The following is a 19,861-nucleotide window of genomic DNA, read 5'->3' on the forward strand; positions in this document are numbered from 1 at the left end:
CAAGCCGGCGGCGTGTGCTTTTCCGATCGGTGAAAACAATCCATGGCTCCCCCCGCCTGGCTAGGCCAGAACTGGCTCGACGCCCACTACCTCGGCTGGCTGCTGCAAGGCCTGCTGCTGACCGCCTGGCTATCGCTGCTGGTCTGCCTGAGTGCCACCCTGGCCGGCATTGTGCTGACCACGCTCAAGCAAAGCCGTCTTCCGCCGGCCCGCTGGGCCGCGCAATCCGTACTGGCCGTCCTGCGTAATACCCCGCTGCTGGTGCAACTACTGCTCTGGTACTTCGCCGTGCCCAGCCTGTTTCCGGAATCCGTGCTGATCTGGCTCAACACGCCACGCGCGCTGGCGCTGCCGCTCGGTCTGGCCCTGCCCTGGCCCTCCTTCGAATTCCTGGCCGCCTGGGTCGCGCTCGCCTGCTATAGCGGGGCCTTCATCGCCGAGGAACTGGCGGCCGGCATCAACGGCGTGCGCAAGGAGCAAAGACAGGCGGCACTGGCCTTGGGCATGACGCCCTGGCAGGGCTTTCGCTGGATCATCCTGCCGCAGGCCTGGGCCATCGTGCGCCATCCATTACTGGGCCAGTACACCGGCGCCATCAAGAACACCTCGCTAACCATGACCATCGGTGTCGCCGAGCTGTCCTACCGCTCCCGCCAGGTGGAGAGCGCCACCTTGCTCACCTTCCAGTCCTTTGCCGTGGCCACCTTGCTGTACCTGGTCTTCATCCTGATCAGCCAGGCGCTGGGCCAGCTCCGCCAGCAACCCGAGAGGCAGTGGTCACGATGAACCTCGAACTGATTGGCAACAACCTGCGCTACCTGCTGCTCGGCAACTGGCCGGAGGGCGCCGTCGGCGGCCTGCTACTCACACTCTGCATGAGCCTCGTCGCTGGCCTCCTGGCATCCATCGGCGGCCTGCTGGGTGGCATCCTGCTGGTCATGGGGCCACCCTGGCTGCGCCGGGGACTGACTGTCCTCATCGCCGTACTGCGCGCCATTCCGGTACTCATGCTGATTTTCTGGTGCTATTTCCTGCTGCCCATCCTGTTCGGGCTGGATGTCCCGGGCGTCGCCACCGTGATCGCCGCGCTCGCCCTGATCAGCGCCGCCTATCTCAGCCAGTCGGTCCGGGCCGGCATTGATGCCGTGGGCGAGGGGCAATGGCAGGCGGGTCTGTCGCTGGGCTTCACACCGCTGCAGGTGCTGAGGGTCCTGATCCTGCCGCAGGCACTCCGCATCATGGTGCCGTCCTTCGTCAATCAGTGGATCACGCTGATCAAGGACACCTCGCTCGCCTATGTGGTCGGCGTTGCCGAACTCACCTTTGTCGCCAATCAGGTCAATAACCGTGAACAGATCTACCCGCTGGAAATCTTCTGCTTCATCGCCCTGAGCTATTTCCTGCTCTGCGGTGGACTATCGCTACTGGGCGGCTGGGCACAACGGCGTTGGCCACCCACGGGAAGGACCGCAGCCGCCTAGGTCAGAAGAACGCCATCTTCAACTGTACTTTAGGTTTCTCGAAGCCGACTCGGTCACAGGCTACCGACCAGCCGGGCGATCCATCCATCACTCACGCGACTTTCCCGGTGCGCTCGGCCAGGGCCGCCAGTTGCGCAGCATCGGGATAAGCCCGTACCTCGTAGCGCGGCGGATAATCTTCCGTCGCCTGCATCAAGGCGCCGCACACTTGCTGCAGGTCGGCCCAGGCCACCAACAGGTGCCCCTCCGAATCATCGCTACGCAGGGCGACGGAATCCGTCACCGGCAGCAGCGTATGCACGCCATTGGACCAGGTACTGACACTGAACAACCTGCCATTTTCCTTATCGCGCATCGCCATGAACGTGGCGACGAAGATGTCGACCTCACCCCGTTCATGCTGCTCATCCAGCAGTTCTTTCTGTACACCGTAGCTATTGGCCAGATCCGCAAACTGCAGTTCACCCAGTTTCTCTGCCACGATCGACGGCTGGAACACCGTCCACTGCCCGCCGTCCCAGCGCAGCATCTGCGCCGATAGCGGCCGCGGCTGTGCCAGTACCTCTTCCGCCAGCGCCAGCATGCGGGTCAGCCCCGCCTCGTCCCGATCGCCCGTCAGCAACAGGCAGGTACGGTTGGGTACCATCACCACCGGCGCACCACTGATCGAATGTCGATACAACAAATCCGTCAGCAACATGCGGGACGCATCAAAGTAATCACCCCAGTCCGATACATACAGACCCGGCACCACCGCTTGCATGGGCGTCACGGAGCGATCACGCAGATTTTCCATCGCCACCGCCAGCGCATCCTCGAAGCGCACACCCCACTCGCTGAACTGCTTGGCTGTCAGCCGGGACATGCTGAACTCGCTGTCATACATCACCGCGACCTCAAGTTCCCCGCACAAGGACTGGGCGGGGAACGAGGTCCGTCGCTCATGCGCGTCCAGCATCAGGGCCGCTTGCTCCCGCTCGGTCAGATGCTTGATCGCCGGCAGGAGGTTCGCCTTCGCCAGCGCAAACTGCTGCGGTACCTCGGATACCATCGCCCGGACCACATTCTGCAGCTGCTGCGCCCGCTGCTTGCGTGGCAGGGCACAGTGCTCGGCATACATGGTGCCCAGACTGATCACCGCCTGATCGGCCTCCCCACCTTCCAGCACCAGATGAAACCTGCCGCCGTCGTAACGCCAGGGCCGTTGATCCCCCAGTTCACGCAAACCCGCCAGATACTTCATGGCGAAAGCATCACGGGAAGGTTTGAAAATGCGGTCCAGGAAAGACATGCACAGGGTGCTCTGAAGGAGGGAACGGGAGATCATTATGCCCAAACCGGGGAGCCGTGCCGGGGCACGGGTGCCAATAGGTCCGCCAGCCTGACTTACGGCCATTCCCTTTGGCGCTGCGCAGGTCGACACTCCTTAACTGGCAACGCACACGTTACAGAGAGGCTTTACATGGCTATTCCACATGCCAAGTCAGGTGATCTGGTCCGCATCGCACTGAGCACCACCGGACCATGGACGGACTTGTCCCGCACCTTGATCAGGGACGACCACATCGAGGTATTCAGCCTGGCCATGCTCGCCGGCACACAGATGCAGGAGCACCGGGCAGCCGGCGCCATGACCCTGCAATGCCTGAGCGGCGAGATCACCCTGTTCTGCCATGACCAGATCCATACCCTGCAAGCCGGGAACCTCGTCTACCTGCAAGATGCCGAGCCCCATTCGGTGCAGTGCGTCAGCGATGCCGTATTGCTGATCACGCTGGTGCTCCATCGTCGTTAACGCCCGGCCTTTCACAGCCAGAGGGGCACACCCTCTTCGTTCCCGGCGCCGACGAACGGCATTTTAATTTGCTTGCTAATAGTTAGCGCGATATGTATATTGCAGTCCATGGCAGCGAGACACAGGGCCAACAAGCACTACCGCCCCTTCTCGCTACCGGCTCCACTGACCAGTAGCATCGTTTGGTAGAGCGCAGTGAAACAGCAATGTCCGTTTATTTTGTTAGCGCGCTAATATTTAGCAGTAAATGAATAACCGGACTGTGTCATCCCAATCATCGAATCACGAAAAACATTGAAAGGATTCACATCATGAACAACGCCATCAAACTGCTCTCCGCCTCCCTGTTCGGCCTGGCCCTGGTACAAGCTTCCGCAGCCGGCACCAGCTACACCGACGACGTCCGCCGTGCACCGGTCTTCAGCTTCTCCGAAGATGCCTACAACAGCCAGTTCGTCTCGCCTGACAATACCGATGCCTTCCGCGCCACCAGCAACAAGGCTGCCGCGTCCGACACCATCGTGATCGCCGGCAAGGCCCGCGTCAGCCCAGACAACACCGATGCGTTCCGCCGCAACAACACCAGCGCAGAACTGCTGGCACAAAGCCGCACCGGCCGTGATGCCCACAAAGTAGCCGCCGGTAGTGCCGGCGTCATCAAGCAGGTTGCGTTCGCCAAAACAGCCGACGAACCCTGGTACAGCACCAACCCATGATGGAACAGGGTGCGCTGCTCGCGCTGCCAGCCCGCACAAAGCGAGCAGCACAACCCGTCAACCATCCTTGTTATACAAACAAATACTTAGCACACTAATTTTATAGCGCATCCGGCTCGCTCAGTACGAGACCTCGATCCGCTCACAGAAAGGAACACCATCATGAACCGCATTGCCAAACTGCTTGTTGCCTCCACCCTTGGCCTCGCCTTTGTCCAGGCATCCGCCGCCGGCTCGGTGTTCACCTTCTCCGAAGACGCTTACAACAGCCAATTCAGCGCAGAGGCCCAAGCTGCCGCCAAGGCCGCCGCCCCTACCCTGCCCAAGCAACGCGATACCAAGGCTGTGTTCGCCTTCTCGGAAGACGCCTATAACAGCCAGTTCGTGAATGCCGGGAACCAGGACGAGAAAATCGTGATCAAGGCCAAGGCAGCGCCCCGGCAAGTGGCCGGCGGCAGCGCCAACATCAAGGTCGCGAACCTCGCAAAGGCATCGGACGAGCCCTGGTACAGCACCAACCCTTGATCAAGCCCTCGGGGTTCAGCCTCTTACCCCAGGCACCGTTTTCTTCGTGGAGTCACTCTACCCCGGCAACCGGCAACGGTTGGCCGGGGCTTTTTTTTGCATACCAACCCGTGTAGCCAGGTGATGTCTACCTCTCAGCGCCTTTCCCCCATTTGGTGGATAGCCGCGCCGCGAGCGCAATGCGATCATCCCGCCGCTTACAAAAATCAAGAAGCGGAAGACTTCAGCCTGACTACCTTTGTCGCAACAGAAAGCACCCGGTAAACCCGTTGCTCGCATGCGTACCCAAGCGCAGTCCGGCCCAAAGCAGTGCACGGTAACAACGCCTATCGCCCACCTGAAAATATCTGGAATACATACTCAAAATTATGTCGGACGCTATTTTCCGCAGCACCGCTAGCACATCTCCAGAACCACCAAGTACGTTCAACAAACCTGTCAGACAAGTCCTTAACCGCCTTGGCCTCCTGCCAACGCTCGTCCTGCTTCTTTCCGTCAGCGCAGCTCACGCCCTCACGCTGGATGACGCATTGGCCCCCAGGGGCATGATTGGCGCCAGGCTGTCTCCCGATGGCAAGCACATTGCTGCCATCGGCTACAAGGGCCGCAATACTGGCCTGGTCCTGATCGATGCCGACACGCTCGACTCCCGTCTACTGGTCAGCGGCAGCATCGGCGAGGCGGGTTTCAGCGTGTACCGGAAGAACCCTCAGAATGTGCTATGGGTCAGCAATGACTTGCTGGCTGTCAGTTATGGCGCCAGGGCCGAATCGATGGACCTCAATGGCAACAAGGTTGCCGACATCGGCGCCGGCATCATCGGCAAAGCCGAGGAGGACAATCCAGAATCCACTACCTTGCTGGTATTCACTACCGGCCCGGTACCGGAAGTGGCCAAAGCAGATGCACGGACCGGCAAGGTGACGAACTTTCGCATCCCGACATCCGGCACCGCCATGGGATGGGCTTTTGACAAACATGGCGAACTGCGCGCCCTCACCATGCACAGCAGCTCGCTCTGGCAAAGCACCACCACGATCAGCAACTGGTATAAACCGCGCGGCGATGCCCCTTGGGAAAAACTGGCCGACTTCAAGTTGACCGACAATTTCTGGGTGCCGATCAGTGTTCCGGAGCAGGATAACCAGTTGATCGTCAGCTCCAGCATCGGGCGCGACACCAAAGCTGTCTTCGAATACGACACCCGCAAGCGTCAGATCGGCGACTTGCTGGTGGGTCATCCGACCCAAGACATCCTCAACGCCAGCGGTATCCAGTCAGGCGAGCTTCGTAGCGTCACCACCAATGGCATGAAAACGAGACGCTACTGGCTTGACCCACGCTGGGGCAGCATCCAGGAGGCGGTCGACAAGGCCCTACCTAACCGGATCAATGCCTTATCCGGCAACCCAGATACTCGCGTACTGGTCCGCTCGTTCAGCGATACCGACCCAGGACAATGGCTGCTCCTGGATGTGGCCGACATGTCCACACGCCTCATTGCCAAAGCCAAGCCACAGATCGATCCTGCCCAGATGAGGCCCATGGAGATCATCAGCTATCCGGCCAAAGATGGTATGAAGATTCCGGCCTACCTGACCCGGCCTTCAGACAGCAAGACACCCCAGCCCCTGGTCGTCTCAATCCACGGTGGACCCGTAGCCCGTGACGACTGGGAATGGAATGCCGAGGTACAAATACTGGCGAGCCGAGGCTACGCGGTACTCCAGCCGCAGTTCCGTGGGTCCAGTGGATTTGGTCGCAAGTTCATGGAAGCCGGTTTCGGGCAGTGGGGCCTGGCCATGCAGGACGATATTACGGCAGGCGTGCAGTACCTGATCGACCAGGGTATCGCGGACCCAGATCGCATCTGCATCTATGGTGCCAGCTATGGCGGCTACGCCGCGCTATATGGCCTGGTCAAGACACCCCAGCTCTATCGCTGCGGTGTCAGCTTTGCCGGCGTCTCCGACCTCGAATACTTCTTCAAGGATGCTTCTGACCGTAACGAAAATAGCGTCGCACGTGAGCTCATGCAAAGCTGGGTCGGAGACAGCAAACAGGATCAGGCCAAATTTGCCGAAGTGTCGCCGCTCAAGCGGGCCAAGGAGATTCAGGTGCCGGTCCTGCTCCTGCATGGCACCGCGGACATGCGCGTACCGCTGTCACACTCACGCCAGATGGTTCGGGCGCTGGAGTCGTTCAAGAAGCCCTGCGAATGGTATGTCTTTCCCGGCGAAGCGCACGGTCTGGAACGCCAGGCCAACAAGCAGTTGTACTACGAAAAGTTGCTGACTTTCCTGGAAAAGCATCTCGGCCCCACACCGCAAAGCGCAACGCCGTTCACCAGCCATTCCGTGCATAACGACAAGACCCAGAACCATACCTGTAATGAGTAGTCCACTTGCTCACCGGTATCAGGCGGCACGCCCCGGGTCCCTGCTTTGTGCTTAAATGCCGCCCTACGTCACACGCCGTCAAGGAAACACCATGCTCCGCAAGCACACCCTAGCCGCGCTGCTGCTCGCCGCCGCGACGGCCTTTCCCGTCCTGGCCGCAGAGAGCCAGTGGCAAACGCTCACCACCCAGGCCGAAACACTCTACCGCCAGGGCCAATTCGACCAGGCGCTGGCAACCGCCAAGGCCGGCCTCGCGCTGGCAGAGAAGGCCAAACCGGTCAATCCGGAACAGGTCTCAGCCAGCCTGAACGGCATCGGCCAGATCTATGCCGACCTCGGCAATGCCGAACAGGCCGAGACCTATCTCAAGCGTGCGCTGGCCGTGCGCGAGAAGGCGTTTGGTGCAAATCACTTCAATGTCGCCATGAGCCTCAACAACCTGGCCTCGCTGTACCAGGGCACGGAACAGTTCAGCAAGGCCGAACCGCTCTACCTGCGCGCACTGGCTATCCTGGAGAAGACCCGTGGCCCCAAGCATGCCGATGTCGCCCAGGGGCTGAACAACCTCGGTGCGTTCTATATCACCACCAAGGAGTATGCCAAGGCAGAACCGTTGCTGCAGCGAGCCCTGGCCATCAACGAGGAAAAGCTCGGCAAGGATCACCCGGAAGTCGCGCTGAACCTTGAGCATCTGGGCTTTGTCGCGCTCAATCAGGGCAGGAACAAGGATGCCCTCCCGCTGTTCGAACGCGCCAAGGATATCCGGGAAAAGGCCTTTGGCCCGGACCACCCTGAAACCGCTATCGGTCTGAACAACCTCGGCCGGGTCTACCTGGTCAACGGCCGTGACGACGAAGCAAAAGCGCTTTGCATGCGCGCCCTGACGATCGTCGAAGGCACGATGGGCCCTGACCATCCCTACGTGGTCAGCATCCTGAAAAACCTCGTGGTGTACTACCAGAACACCGGCAAGGAAGCCGAACGGAAAGCCACCGCAGAACGCATCAAGTCGATGATGACACCGCAAGCCAAATCATGATCTACAGTGCCCGTGTCCTCACCGGCTGAGTTCCATCTACAGGTCCTGAACCGATTTGAGCGGCTGTAAGGGATAAGGACCAACAAAGACACGCCCCTGACTGGACTATTCCAGTCTGGGGCGTATTTTTTCCTGACCCTGTTTGTCAGGGTCAATCCATAGCACTCACCGCAGATCGAAACGATCCAGGTTCATCACCTTGGTCCAGGCTGCCACAAAGTCACGCACAAACACCGCTTGCGCGTCCGATGACGCATAAACCTCGGCGATGGCGCGCAGTTGCGAGTTCGAACCGAAGACGAGATCGACCACGGTCGCCTTCCATTTGAGATCGCCCGTTGCGCGATCACGCCCCTCAAGCACACTGTCCGATGCGGCCGACCTTTCCCATTTCGTCCGCATGTCCAGCAAGTTGACGAAGAAGTCATTGCTCAAGGTGCCGGGCCGCTTGGTGAAAACACCATGTTCGGCGTTCCTGATATTGGCACCCAGCACGCGCAAGCCACCTATCAGCACCGTCATTTCCGGCGCGCTCAAGGTAAGCAGGTTCGCCCTGTCGACCAGCAGCTCGGCCGCTGCCCCCTCCTGGCCCTGCCGAAGGTAGTTGCGGAAGCCATCTGCCGTGGGTTCCAGTACAGCAAATGCCGCCACATCCGTCTGATCCTGCGATGCATCCGTACGGCCCGGCGAGAACAGCACCGTCACGTCATGACCGGCCTGCTTGGCGGCAGCTTCGACAGCGGCGGTGCCACCCAGCACGATCAGGTCCGCCAGCGAGATTTTCTTCCCGCCGGATTGCCCAGCGTTGAACGCTTCCTGAATCGCTCCCAGCTTTTTTAGCACTTTCGCCAGTTCGGCCGGCTGATTGACGTCCCAGTCCTTTTGAGGTGCAAGACGGATGCGGGCTCCATTGGCCCCACCGCGCTTGTCGCTGCCACGGAAAGTGGAGGCCGAGGCCCAAGCTGTCGTAACCAGCTCGCCGATGGACAAACCGGAAGCCAGTATCTTGGTCTTCAGCTCGGCAATGTCCTGCCCCTCGACCAGCGCATGATCGACGCTAGGGATAGGGTCCTGCCACAGCAAGGACTGTTTGGGTACCAGTGGGCCAAGGTAACGGGACAACGGCCCCATATCGCGGTGTGTCAGCTTGTACCAGGCCCTGGCAAATGCATCGGCAAACGCTTGCGGGTTTTCGAAAAAACGCCGGGAAATCTTCTCGTAGGCGGGGTCGAGCCGTAGCGACAGATCGGTCGTGAACATCACCGGTGCATGCCGCCGGGAAGGGTCATGCGCATCCGGTACGGTACCGGCCGCAGCGCCACCCTTGGGTGTCCACTGGTGCGCACCGGCCGGGCTCTTGGTGAGCTCCCATTCATAGCCGAACAGGTTCTCGAAGTAGTTGTTGTCCCACTGCACCGGATTTTTGGTCCAGGCACCTTCCAGGCCGCTGGTGATGGTATGGACACCATGACCGCTGCCAAAACGATTTGTCCAGCCAAAACCCTGGTCTTCAATGCTGCCGCCCTCGGGTTCCGGACCGACATAGCGGCTGGGATCAGCCGCGCCATGTCCCTTGCCGAAGGTATGGCCACCGGCAATCAGGGCTACGGTTTCCTCGTCGTCCATCGCCATGCGGGCGAAGGTCTCGCGGATATCCCGCGCCGCCGCGATTGGATCGGGGTTACCGTTGGGGCCCTCCGGATTCACATAGATCAGGCCCATCTGCACGGCGGCGAGCGGGTTGTCGAGCTCCCGGTCGCCACGGTAGCGTTCGTCGGCCAGCCATTTGCCTTCCGGTCCCCAGTAGATGTCCTCTTCCGGCTCCCAGATATCGGCACGACCACCGGCAAAACCAAAGGTCTTGAAGCCCATCGACTCCAACGCCACATTGCCGGTGAGCACGATCAGGTCAGCCCAGGAGAGATTCTGGCCGTACTTCTGCTTGATCGGCCAAAGCAACCGGCGCGCCTTGTCGAGGTTGCCGTTGTCTGGCCAACTGTTAAGCGGTGCAAAGCGCTGCCCACCGGTACCCGCGCCACCCCGCCCATCGGCAATCCGGTAGGTGCCCGCGCTATGCCAGGCCATGCGGATAAAGAACGGCCCATAGTGGCCATAGTCCGCTGGCCACCAGTCTTGCGAATCCGTCATCAGGGCATGGAGATCCTTGATCACGGCATCCAGGTCTAGCTGCTTGAAGGCCTTGGCGTAGTCAAACGCCTCGCCCAGCGGGTTGGATGCGGGCGAGTGCTGGTGCAATATCTTCAGGTTCAGTTGATTAGGCCACCAGTCTGCATTCCTTGGCGCGGATGCCACCGCGTGCCTGCGGGCACCGCCCGAGTATGGACACTTCGCTTCTTCTGCCATCATCATCTCCTTTGATCTGTTTGTACCCAACAACGGCAATCTAGTCTGGAATCCAGGCAGCGTTAGATCAAATTGGATTTAGTAATGGTTTTGATAGCCAGCACGATGCGGCATGAAGCTAAGATCAACGCCTCATCCAATCGATACTTGATATGACATGATCAACAGATCGAAGCGATTACAGAAGAAGCTGCACAAGTACTGGCTGGACTACGGCGTCATCGACGCCAGTGTCAATTCGCTTTGGCGCAAGCGGCTGTTCGAAGCACAGCCAGGCGACATTTTCAGTATCTGCAAGAATGACACTGCCGGTTTGCACCAAGAAGTCGTCAATGCGATTTATCGATACGACCTGAAATTTTCGGTAAGGACAGCCGTAGCCACTGAGGCTGAGTCGTGGCTGAGTGAAAACGGAATGGTGTTATTCAAGTTCTGGGCGACGGGGTTTCCAACCCTCTCACGCTTTACCGGCAACAACCCAGACGTCATCTGACCCAAGTAACTTGCCATGCATATCCGCCCCTACCACCCCGACGAAGCCCCGGCGCTATGGCGCATCTTCCACTCCTCCATACACCGGCTCGCTCACCGCCATTACAGCCCGGAACAACTGGCCGCCTGGGCACCGGACGAATTCAACGAGGCAACCTGGACCCGGCGCATGGCTGGCATCCAGCCCTTCGTGGTGGAGGACGCAGGCCAACTGCTGGGTTACTCGGACCTGCAGGCCGATGGCTATATCGATCATTTCTTCGTGGCGGGCGAGGCGGGTGGCAAGGGTGTCGCCACGCTGCTGATGCAGCACATCCACCAGTTGGCGGCAGCGCGCAGCCTGTCTGAGCTGTACGCCGATGTCAGCCTCGCGGCCGAGGGATTCTTCCTGCGCCAGGGCTTTCAGGTCGTGCAGCGGCAGATGCCGGTTGCGCGCGGCGTCACCCTGGCCAATGCGCGCATGCGCAAGCACCTGCCGCCTTGCGATCAGCCCTGACCGGGCACGGGACCGACAGCCGGATGCAATCGCTTGCCGGCCTGGTCACCCGAACTGGTAAACTGCATCCAGATCAATGCCTTGCCACCGGCCAGAAGTGCGCCACTGGCGCTAGCCGCCCCGCCACAGGCTGATCTGCCTTCCCACCTCCCTGACTACCGGATACGGGGCCGAGCCCAACTTGGCCGCAGCAAACACGTGTTGGTTTCAGCTCTACCCCCCGGAATCACACGCAACACATGAAGACCCCCAAAGGACTCGTCTCCCTCGTCGAGGAAGGCCTCGTGGACGAAGTGATCAGCCAGCTCATGAGCGGCAAGGAAGCCACCGTCTACATCGTTCGCTGCGGCGAGCACATCCGCTGCGCCAAGGTCTACAAGGACGTGAAGCACCGCAGCTTCCGCAAGGCGTCCAGCTACCAGGAAGGCCGCAAGGTCAAGAACAGCCGGCAGGCGCGCGCCATGGAAAAAGGCAGCCGCTACGGCCGAAAGATGCAGGAAGAAGTCTGGCAGAACGCCGAGGTCGACGCCCTCTACCGCCTCGCCGGTGCCGGCGTGCGCGTACCGCAGCCGCACATCTGCTACGAAGGCGTGCTGCTGATGGATCTGGTGACCGATGCCGACGGCAATGCCGCCCCCCGCCTCAATGATGTGGAACTCGATGAAGCCCTGGCGCTGCAATACCACGCCATGCTGGTGCAGGAGGTCGTCCGCATGCTCTGCGCCGGCATGATCCACGGTGACTTGTCCGAGTACAACATCCTGGTCGGCGAAGACGGTCCGGTGATCATCGACCTGCCGCAGGCGGTGGACGCGGCCGGCAACAGCAACGCGGCCGAGATGCTGGAGCGGGACGTGGACAACCTGAAGGCCTACTTCAGCGCCTTCGCGCCCTCGCTCAAGACCAGCCTGTACGGCAAGGAAATCTGGGCCCTGTACAAGGATGGCGCATTGACGCCCGATACCCCGCTCACCGGCAAGTTCAAGCTCGACGAACGCCTGGCCGATGTCGACGCCGTGCTGCACCAGGTGGAACTCGCCATCGAGGAAAACGAGCTGCGTCGCATGTCGCTGTAAAGGGCACGATCACGCCGGCATCTCACCCGGCACCATATACACCAGCTCCCACAGATGACCGTCCAGGTCCTGGTAGCCATGCTGGTACATGAAGCCATAGTCCTTGGGTTCGGCCGGGGTGGTACCACCGGCCGCCAGCACCTTGGCGACCAGTGCGTCGATAGCCTCCCGGCTATCCATCGACAGGCAGACCAGCACCTCGGTGCTCTGGTGCGCGTCCACAATGGTCTTCTTCGTAAAGCTCTGAAAGAACGGCTCTACCAGCAACATCACGTAGATGTTCTCGGCCACGATCATGCAGGTGGCGTTTTCATCAGTGAACTGCGGGTTGAACGTGTAGCCCAGCGCAGTAAAGAAGCTCACGCTGCGGTCCAGATCCTTGACCGGCAGGTTGACGTAGATCTGCGTTGCCATGGTGTTTCCTCCATCCAGGTACAGACGCGGTACCCGGTCTTGTTGTATTGCCGGACGCGATATCCCCGTGAAACCGGTCGGCACTGCCTCACTGTAGGGCACTTCCAGCCTGTCATCCAGGCACCGGTTCATACCGAAGCCGACGAACGGCACTTTAATTAGCTTGCCAATAGTTAGTGTCGTATGTATATTGCAGTCCATGGCAGCGAGACACGGCAAACAGGCAAGACCGCCAAGACATCGCTCCCCAGCTCTACAGACCGGGAACGTCAGGTAAGCAGAGCGCAGTGAAGGTAAACAACCGATCATTTTGTTAGCGCACTAATACTTAGTGCTGAATCAAATGCCCGGTCAGTGTCATCCAAACCATCGTCTTCCAACTTTGAAAAAGGAATCACATCATGAACACCGTCACCAAACTGATCTCCGCCTCCCTGTTCGGCCTGGCCCTGGTACAAGCATCCGCAGCCGGCATCGGCTACACCGACGACGTCCGCCGCGCGCCGGTCTTCAGCTTCTCCGAAGATGCCTACAACAGCCAGTTCGTCTCGCCTGACAATACCGATGCCTTCCGCGCCACCAGCAACAAGGCTGCCGCGTCCGACACCATCGTGATCGCCGGCAAGGCCCGCGTCAGCCCGGACAACACCGATGCTTTCCGCCGCAACAACACCAGCACCGAACTGCTGGCACAAAGCCGCACCGGCCGTGACGTACAACAAGTCGCTGGCGGTAACGCCCCAGTTCAGTCTGCTGAAGTCAAGGTCGCTTCCCGCACTGTGCGTGAAGCCGCCATCTGAGGTACCCCCGCCCTTCGGGGCGGGTCAGGTTTTCCAGGAGCGATACGCAGCGCTTTCGAAAGATCACTCCCTGCTTCCCCCGGCTACCGCACGGTAGACCGGGGGTTTCTTTTTGCAACATCACACGGTGGTCATCCACGAGTCGGCAGGCATTCGATCCCCTCTTATTCGTACCAGCAAGATTGACTGTTTTTGCACGTTTATGCATATTAATGCCTATTCATGCATGATTATGAGCCATGACAACAAGCAACCTGCTGTTGAAAGAACGCCAGACCCTGATCCAGCAACGCCTGCAAGCCAACGGCCGGGTACTGGCGCTCGACCTGGCGCAGGAACTGGGCGTATCGGAAGACACCATCCGCCGCGATCTGCGCGAGCTGGCTGCAGCCGGTCTGTGTCGCCGCGTCTATGGCGGAGCCCTGCCCTTGCCGCCGGCGGCCGGCACGCTGAGCGAACGCCGTCACGAAGCCGTGGATCGCAAGGCAAGGCTGGCCGAAGTAGCCGTAAGCCTGGTCCGGTCCGGGCAGATCCTGTTTCTCGATGCCGGCTCCACCAATCTCGCGATTGCCGATGCCCTTCCCGCCCTGCCGCTGACCGTCATCACCAACGCGCCCAGCATCGCCGCCAGCCTGCTGGACCGGCCCGATCTGGAGCTGATCCAGATCGGCGGCCCGATCGACGGACGCGTCGGCGCCTGCCTGGGTGCCCGGGCCATGCGGGATATCGAACAGTTGCGGCCGGACATCTGCTTCCTGGGTGCCTGCGGTGCCGATAGCGATGCCGGCATCACCGCCAGCCACTTCGAGGAAGCCGAATTCAAGCGTGCCATCGCGCTGCGCAGCCGCGCCGTACTGGCCGCCGTCACCAGCGAAAAACTCGGTGCCGCCGCCCCTTATGCCGTGATGGACGCCAGCAGCCTTCATCACCTCGTGATCGAAGCCGACGGCGACGCCGAACAGGCCGATGCCTTTGCCAGACTTGGCGTGCAGGTATTGCGCACCGCCTGACCCCACCCAGGATGAAACGGATGAACCTGATCGGCCCTCAACAGAAACTCGCAACGCGGCTCGCCTTCCTGGTGGCCGGCCTTGGCATGTCAGCCTGGGCACCGCTGGTGCCCTACGCCAAACTGAGGCTGGGCCTCACCGAAAGCACACTCGGTCTGCTACTGCTCTGCCTGGGCATCGGTTCGCTGATCGCCATGCCCCTGACCGGTATCCTGGCGGCCCGTTTTGGTTGCCGTCCGGTGATCCTGCTCTCGGCCAGCCTCATGAGCCTGACACTGCCCGGTCTCGCGCTGGCAGCCAGCCCCTGGCAGTTGGGCCTGGTACTGTTCATCTTCGGGGCTGCGGTCGGCACGCTGGATGTCGCCATGAACATCCAGGCCGTGATGGTGGAAAAAGCCAGTGGCGGCAGCATGATGTCCGGCTTTCATGCCCATTTCAGCGTCGGCGGTTTTGCCGGCGCCGGCGGTATGGCCCTGCTGCTATGGCTGGGCACGGCCCCCGCCTGGGCCTGCGTGATCATCTCGGCACTGCTGCTCGCCCTGCTATTCGCCGCCCAGGCCCATCTGCTGCGTGACCCGGAACCCAGCGAGCGTGATGCGCCGCTGTTCGTACTGCCCCACGGCGCGGTGATCTTCATCGGCGTGCTGTGCTTCATCATGTTCCTGGCCGAAGGCGCGATCCTCGACTGGAGCGCGCTATTCCTGACCAGCGGCCGCGGCCTGGAAGCCAGCCAAGGGGGCATGGGCTACGCCGCCTTCGCGGTGGCCATGACCTTGGGTCGTTTCAGCGGCGACGCCATCGTGCGCCGCCTCGGTGGCAAGCAGGTATTGCTGGTGGGTGGGCTCTGTGCCGCCGCAGGGTTCTTCCTGGCCGTCTTCACGCCCTATGTCAGCACCGCCTTGCTGGGCTTCATCCTGATCGGCCTCGGTGCCTCCAACATCGTGCCCATCCTGTTCACCGCGGCCGGCGCCCAGACCGCCATGCCCGCCAGCCTCGCCGTGGCGGCGATCACCACGGTCGGCTACACCGGCATTCTCACCGGCCCGGCACTGATTGGCTTCGTGGCCCATGCCAGCAGCCTCAACGTGGCCTTCGCCGGCCTCGGCTGCGCCATCCTGCTGGTGGCCGCCAGCGCCCGCATCGGCAGTTCGGCAAGGTCCGCAGCCTGAACCATGGGTTGGATGGGTTCCTCCCTGTAATATCCCGTGCAAAGCGCTTGACCCTCTCGTTACGGCAGGCTTCAAGGTACGCAAACGGAGGGAACGAACATGCAACTCAAGATCGGTGAACTGGCCAAGCGAACGGGTGTGACGATCCGGGCACTACGCCATTACGACGACATCGGGCTGCTCTCCCCCTCTGGCCGATCCGATGCCGGCTACCGGCTCTACAACCAGCGGGACGTGGCGCGGCTGTACCAGATACTTGCGCTACGCCAGCTCGGTTTGCCGCTGGCCGACATCGGGCCTCTGCTCACCGGCTCAGGCATGGCACTGCCCAGTCTGATCGACCGCCAGTTCCAGGCGCTCGATGCCCGCATCGCCGAGACGGTCGCCCTGCGTGATCGCCTCGGCCGGCTGCGGACCACCCTGGCCCAGCACCATGAGCCCGAGCTCGATGAGTGGTTATCCACCATGGAGCGCATGACGATGTATGACAAGTACTTTACCCAGGCAGAACAGGAAGAACTGAAAGGTCGGGCCGACCAAGCCGATATCAGGGCAGCCGAAGCGGAGTGGCCCACCCTGATCGCCACCGCCCAGCAGTTGCTGGATGCCGGCACCCCGCCGGAAGGCCCACAGGTGCAGGCCCTGGCCACACGCTGGCGCACGCTGGTCCTGCAGTTCACCGGTGCCAACGCCGCGCTGCTGCCCAAGCTGCACACCATGTACCACCGGGAAGACAACTTGCAGGCACAAACGGGCCTCAATCCGGCGCTGATGGCCTACATCGGCCGGGCGCAGGCCGTGTCCCGCTTTGCAATCTATGCGCGCTATCTGGATGAAACCGAGATGATCCGGTTCCGCGCCAACTACGGCACCAATATGAGCGCCTGGCCTGCCTTGATCGCCATCGTGCACCGACTCATGCAGGCCCAGGTCCCGAGCGACCATCCAGACGCAAAAGCCGCCGCCGCCCAGTGGCATTCCCTGACCGAGTCGTTCGCCGGTAGCGATCCCCGCACCCGAGAGAAGATGCGCACGGCCATGGAAAACGAACCGGCCCTGCTGGAAGGGACCGGCATCAACCTCGCGATGCTGGACTACCTGCGTGCCGCCCATACTGGCGTGGCCGACCAGAAACACCCAGGCTGATCCAGGCCATGTGAAGCCCGCCTTGAGCGGGCTTCACTGTTGCCCAACGGGCGGGCGGCTGCCGGAGCTTAAAAACTGAACTTCAGTCCGGTCTCCAGTTTTTGCTGCTTGAACTGGCCATTCGCAGTATTGTTTTTCCCATACCAATTGTATTCCAGCACGGCGGACAGATTATTCGCAATCTTATAATCCATACCCATCCCCACCATGGGTCGAATAACCGCATGATCCGACTTTTCCATATTGGTTCCCGTCGTTTCAATATAATTCCTGGCCACCCCCAGCTTGCCAAACAAGGCAAAACTGTCTGTCAGATTCCAGGTTTGCTTACCCGCCACATAAAACACATTGGAACTGATCTTGGCATCCGGGTTCTTCCCGCCTGCCGGATTGGTAAATTTCCAGGAGCCGAAGTCGCCATACCCCAACTCCACTGCATACTGATCGGAAAAATTGTAACCACTGTAGAGCTTTAGCGCCGTAGGATTGTTGTAATTATCCACCGTACCTGCTGCGCCGAAATTCATCTTCGCCTCGCCCGGCGTAGTGATCGATAACCCTGCATAACCACCTTCTGCCCACGCCGGCATCGCACCGATTGCGGCAATTGTCACCACAGCACCCATCAATAACTTTTTCACGATCAATTCCACGCTTCATGGTTATAGTAGCCGGGTAGACGCAAGGCTGGGCTTGCCAGTTCCAATGATCGATCCATTTATTTCCTTACACCGCACTGACAATAAGCCCAGCGTCCATTATTTAAGCCATCTAATTAAAATTAATAACCCACCCAGACCGGGCGGTTCAATAAAAGTGCCCCTCTCGCTCAATTTTCCCTAGCTGTTCGCAAAGCGGGCGCCGGAAAAACCACAATCAGGCCATCCGGAATAAACACCGACGATCAGGCGTGAACGCGTAATGACCAGACCAGGAACCCCAGCCATAGGAACGCAAGGACCAAGACTTTAGGTAAGGCAGCGCACCACCTACCGAGACAGTTCGGTCCTGCGACTTTTCGCAATGTGCCCAAATACGTCAACCCTGTGCGATTTTGCGCAACACCACGTGGCGACCATGCCGCCTTTATCCCGGCACAACGCACCCAAACGCCTTATACAGGCGGCCCGATGCTGTTGGCATGCCCTTTGCAATGGTGTGGATACAGCCTGCTCCCATGGCATCAGCACAGTACCTGGCCAGGGAACCACGCCAACGCAACCAACCTGAGAAATGGTCATGACGATGCAAGACAAGAACGCAATGTGGGATCTGCTGCTCAAGCAACGCCGCGAACAGCAGGGCGAACTGGAAGCAGCCTTTACCCATCGCCTGATGAAGGACTACCTGGGCTGCCTGACGCCGCGCCAACCGCAACCGCAGTCCGCCTTCGCCAAATAAGCGCCGTACCGCGCCGGCCCCGTTGACCGCTCGTCCCCACCATTCGTCCGCCAGGCTGTAAGGCGCCGAACAGGCGCTAAAATCAAGCCAAAAGGAAAATTGGCCAGGAGGTGGCAGGGTAACGAGGTTGCCATGGGCTCCTGGCTGGAAACGTTGCGCGACGCGCTCGATCAGGTCGAGTACGGCATCGTGCTGCTGGACAGCGACTTGAGCGCCAGCTTCATCAACCGTGCCTTTCACCGCATGTTCGGCCTCCCTCCCTGCGAGGCGGGCCGCCGCTACACCTTCCAGGACCTGATGCAACATGGCCAGGTCAACCGGATCTACACCATCCCGGACGATCAGCTGTCCGAATACGTCCAGCGCCGCATCGACCTCGTCAAAGCCGGCAGCCACCCACCGGTCCACCTTCGCCTGGTCGACGGCCGGGTACTCAAATATGAATGCATAGAATTGCCGGACGGCGGTCGCATGCTGACCTATGCCGACGTCTCGGTCCTGGTCCATGCGCTGGAACAGATGCAGGCACTCGCCACCACGGACGAACTCACGCGGGTGATGAACCGCAGGGCCTTCCAGGACGCCGCCCAGGTCGAGATCGACCGGGCCCGCCGCTACGGGCATGCACTCTCCGTATTGATGCTCGACGCCGACTACTTCAAGCGCATCAACGACCAGCACGGCCACGCTGTCGGGGACGACGTGCTGCGCAGCATCGCCACCACCTGCAAGGCCGCCATGCGCAGCAGCGACCTGATGGGCAGGCTGGGAGGAGAAGAGTTCGGCATGGTCCTGCCCGAGACGCCGCTGCCGCTCGCCATCGGCTTTGCCAGAAAGCTGGTGACCAACATCAACTCGACCCCTGTCGCCACCCATGCCGGCCTCATCCCCATCACCGTCAGCATCGGCGTGACCGAGCTGGGGGCCGAAGCCGATGACTTCTGCTCCCTGCTCAACAAGGCGGACGATGCCCTGTATGCCGCCAAGCGACGGGGCCGCGACCAGGTGTGCTACTAAGCGGTAGTCGCTTCTTTGAGTGGGTATTCCAGCACGATTTCATCCTCATCCATCCTGCCGGTGTGGTGAAAGCCCGCCTTGAGGTAGAACGGTTCCGGGCAACCCGGGCCGGGCACATAGGATGTCTGCAGGACCTCGAATACCGCCCGCTCGCGCGCCCAGGTGATCACCTGCTGCAAGGCTGCCGCCCCCACGCCCGTCCCCTGGAAGGGCGCGGCGATCATGAAACGCCACAGACCCAGTTGCGGCACCGCGGGCGGCACAGCACGCCGCGTTTCGTCGAAGAGCATGACAAAGCCGGCCGGTGTGTCGTCCACATAGATGGCGCGATACCACGCCTCCTCGCTGAACAAGGCCTGCGCCAGCGATACGGCATTGGGTGCCACAAAGCCTTGCTGCTGCGGGTGCACCGCCAGATCGACTATCTGTCGGACCGTCTCCGCATTGATCTCGCGCAGCGATACCTGCATGGGCCAGCCTCCTTCCGGTTCCGATCCACCCATGCTAGCGCCGGCAGCCAC

At 60.8% G+C, this 19,861-nt stretch carries 21 protein-coding genes; 16 read left to right on the forward strand and 5 right to left on the reverse strand.

Annotation, left to right across the window (positions count from 1 at the left end):
• Positions 1-42 precede the first annotated feature (42 nt).
• A complete protein-coding gene (locus ACYVHK_RS12560) occupies positions 43-786 on the forward strand; it encodes an amino acid ABC transporter permease (RefSeq protein ID WP_460532235.1) in 744 nt (247 codons plus the stop codon).
• Complete coding sequence (locus tag ACYVHK_RS12565; RefSeq protein ID WP_460532238.1) at positions 783-1,481, forward strand: amino acid ABC transporter permease; 699 nt, start codon at positions 783-785, stop codon at positions 1,479-1,481. The genes ACYVHK_RS12560 and ACYVHK_RS12565 overlap by 4 nt, the downstream gene beginning before the upstream one ends.
• A 91-nt stretch (positions 1,482-1,572) precedes the next feature.
• Here the strand turns inward: ACYVHK_RS12565 and ACYVHK_RS12570 are convergent, their stop codons facing one another.
• Complete coding sequence (locus ACYVHK_RS12570) at positions 1,573-2,772, reverse strand: DUF1444 domain-containing protein (RefSeq protein WP_460532241.1); 1,200 nt, start codon at positions 2,770-2,772, stop codon at positions 1,573-1,575.
• A 171-nt stretch (positions 2,773-2,943) separates the two neighbouring features.
• Here ACYVHK_RS12570 and ACYVHK_RS12575 point away from each other — a divergent pair, with 171 nt between their 5' ends.
• From ACYVHK_RS12575 to ACYVHK_RS12595, 5 genes are all read left to right on the forward strand, one after another.
• Entirely contained in the window at positions 2,944-3,276 is a 333-nt protein-coding gene (locus tag ACYVHK_RS12575; protein WP_460532244.1) for a cupin domain-containing protein, read from the forward strand.
• A 311-nt stretch (positions 3,277-3,587) separates the two neighbouring features.
• A complete protein-coding gene (locus ACYVHK_RS12580; RefSeq protein WP_460532247.1) occupies positions 3,588-3,992 on the forward strand; it encodes a hypothetical protein in 405 nt (134 codons plus the stop codon).
• A 162-nt stretch (positions 3,993-4,154) separates the two neighbouring features.
• Positions 4,155-4,517 carry a hypothetical protein gene (locus ACYVHK_RS12585; RefSeq protein ID WP_460532250.1) on the forward strand — a complete coding sequence of 121 codons (363 nt, stop codon included), beginning with the start codon at positions 4,155-4,157 and terminating at the stop codon, positions 4,515-4,517.
• 545 nt (positions 4,518-5,062) lie between these two features.
• Positions 5,063-6,916 (forward strand): alpha/beta hydrolase family protein, encoded by a 1,854-nt coding sequence (locus ACYVHK_RS12590; protein ID WP_460532253.1) that lies wholly within the window; start codon positions 5,063-5,065, stop codon positions 6,914-6,916.
• Positions 6,917-7,007: 91 nt separating this feature from the next.
• Positions 7,008-7,955: a tetratricopeptide repeat protein gene (locus ACYVHK_RS12595; protein WP_460532256.1), complete on the forward strand. Its 948-nt coding sequence runs from the start codon at positions 7,008-7,010 to the stop codon at positions 7,953-7,955.
• A 165-nt stretch (positions 7,956-8,120) separates the two neighbouring features.
• Here the strand turns inward: ACYVHK_RS12595 and katG are convergent, their stop codons facing one another.
• A complete protein-coding gene (gene katG / locus ACYVHK_RS12600) occupies positions 8,121-10,319 on the reverse strand; it encodes a catalase/peroxidase (protein WP_460532259.1) in 2,199 nt (732 codons plus the stop codon).
• A 157-nt stretch (positions 10,320-10,476) separates the two neighbouring features.
• Here katG and ACYVHK_RS12605 point away from each other — a divergent pair, with 157 nt between their 5' ends.
• From ACYVHK_RS12605 to ACYVHK_RS12615, 3 genes are all read left to right on the forward strand, one after another.
• Positions 10,477-10,812, forward strand: a complete 336-nt coding sequence (locus ACYVHK_RS12605) for a hypothetical protein (protein WP_460532262.1) — start codon at positions 10,477-10,479, stop codon at positions 10,810-10,812.
• Positions 10,813-10,827: 15 nt separating this feature from the next.
• Complete coding sequence (locus tag ACYVHK_RS12610; protein ID WP_460532265.1) at positions 10,828-11,307, forward strand: GNAT family protein; 480 nt, start codon at positions 10,828-10,830, stop codon at positions 11,305-11,307.
• 239 nt (positions 11,308-11,546) lie between these two features.
• Positions 11,547-12,383 carry a PA4780 family RIO1-like protein kinase gene (locus ACYVHK_RS12615; RefSeq protein ID WP_460532268.1) on the forward strand — a complete coding sequence of 279 codons (837 nt, stop codon included), beginning with the start codon at positions 11,547-11,549 and terminating at the stop codon, positions 12,381-12,383.
• A gap of 9 nt (positions 12,384-12,392) precedes the next feature.
• Here the strand turns inward: ACYVHK_RS12615 and ACYVHK_RS12620 are convergent, their stop codons facing one another.
• Complete coding sequence (locus tag ACYVHK_RS12620; RefSeq protein ID WP_460532272.1) at positions 12,393-12,797, reverse strand: VOC family protein; 405 nt, start codon at positions 12,795-12,797, stop codon at positions 12,393-12,395.
• Positions 12,798-13,198: 401 nt separating this feature from the next.
• Here ACYVHK_RS12620 and ACYVHK_RS12625 point away from each other — a divergent pair, with 401 nt between their 5' ends.
• The 4 genes from ACYVHK_RS12625 (at position 13,199) to ACYVHK_RS12640 (ending at position 16,922) form a co-directional block, all read left to right on the forward strand.
• The gene (locus tag ACYVHK_RS12625; RefSeq protein WP_460532274.1) at positions 13,199-13,597 is read left to right on the forward strand and encodes a hypothetical protein; all 399 of its coding nucleotides are present in this window, start codon (positions 13,199-13,201) and stop codon (positions 13,595-13,597) included.
• 239 nt (positions 13,598-13,836) lie between these two features.
• Positions 13,837-14,607, forward strand: coding sequence for a DeoR/GlpR family DNA-binding transcription regulator (locus ACYVHK_RS12630; RefSeq protein ID WP_460532277.1), 771 nt, complete (start codon positions 13,837-13,839; stop codon positions 14,605-14,607).
• Positions 14,608-14,627: 20 nt separating this feature from the next.
• Positions 14,628-15,776 carry an MFS transporter gene (locus ACYVHK_RS12635; RefSeq protein ID WP_460532280.1) on the forward strand — a complete coding sequence of 383 codons (1,149 nt, stop codon included), beginning with the start codon at positions 14,628-14,630 and terminating at the stop codon, positions 15,774-15,776.
• A gap of 99 nt (positions 15,777-15,875) precedes the next feature.
• Positions 15,876-16,922, forward strand: coding sequence for a MerR family transcriptional regulator (locus ACYVHK_RS12640; RefSeq protein WP_460532283.1), 1,047 nt, complete (start codon positions 15,876-15,878; stop codon positions 16,920-16,922).
• A 68-nt stretch (positions 16,923-16,990) separates the two neighbouring features.
• Here ACYVHK_RS12640 and ACYVHK_RS12645 read toward each other — a convergent pair whose 3' ends face one another.
• Positions 16,991-17,563 carry an outer membrane beta-barrel protein gene (locus ACYVHK_RS12645; protein ID WP_460532286.1) on the reverse strand — a complete coding sequence of 191 codons (573 nt, stop codon included), beginning with the start codon at positions 17,561-17,563 and terminating at the stop codon, positions 16,991-16,993.
• A gap of 598 nt (positions 17,564-18,161) precedes the next feature.
• Between ACYVHK_RS12645 and ACYVHK_RS12650 the strand changes: the two genes are divergently transcribed.
• Positions 18,162-18,323, forward strand: coding sequence for a hypothetical protein (locus ACYVHK_RS12650; protein ID WP_460532288.1), 162 nt, complete (start codon positions 18,162-18,164; stop codon positions 18,321-18,323).
• Positions 18,324-18,455: 132 nt separating this feature from the next.
• Positions 18,456-19,340, forward strand: coding sequence for a sensor domain-containing diguanylate cyclase (locus ACYVHK_RS12655; protein WP_460532291.1), 885 nt, complete (start codon positions 18,456-18,458; stop codon positions 19,338-19,340).
• Here ACYVHK_RS12655 and ACYVHK_RS12660 read toward each other — a convergent pair.
• Complete coding sequence (locus tag ACYVHK_RS12660; RefSeq protein ID WP_460532294.1) at positions 19,337-19,810, reverse strand: GNAT family N-acetyltransferase; 474 nt, start codon at positions 19,808-19,810, stop codon at positions 19,337-19,339. The two genes, ACYVHK_RS12655 and ACYVHK_RS12660, sit on opposite strands and share 4 nt — an antisense overlap.
• Positions 19,811-19,861 lie beyond the last annotated feature (51 nt).

The sequence above is a fragment of the Chitinimonas naiadis genome (assembly GCF_054780835.1).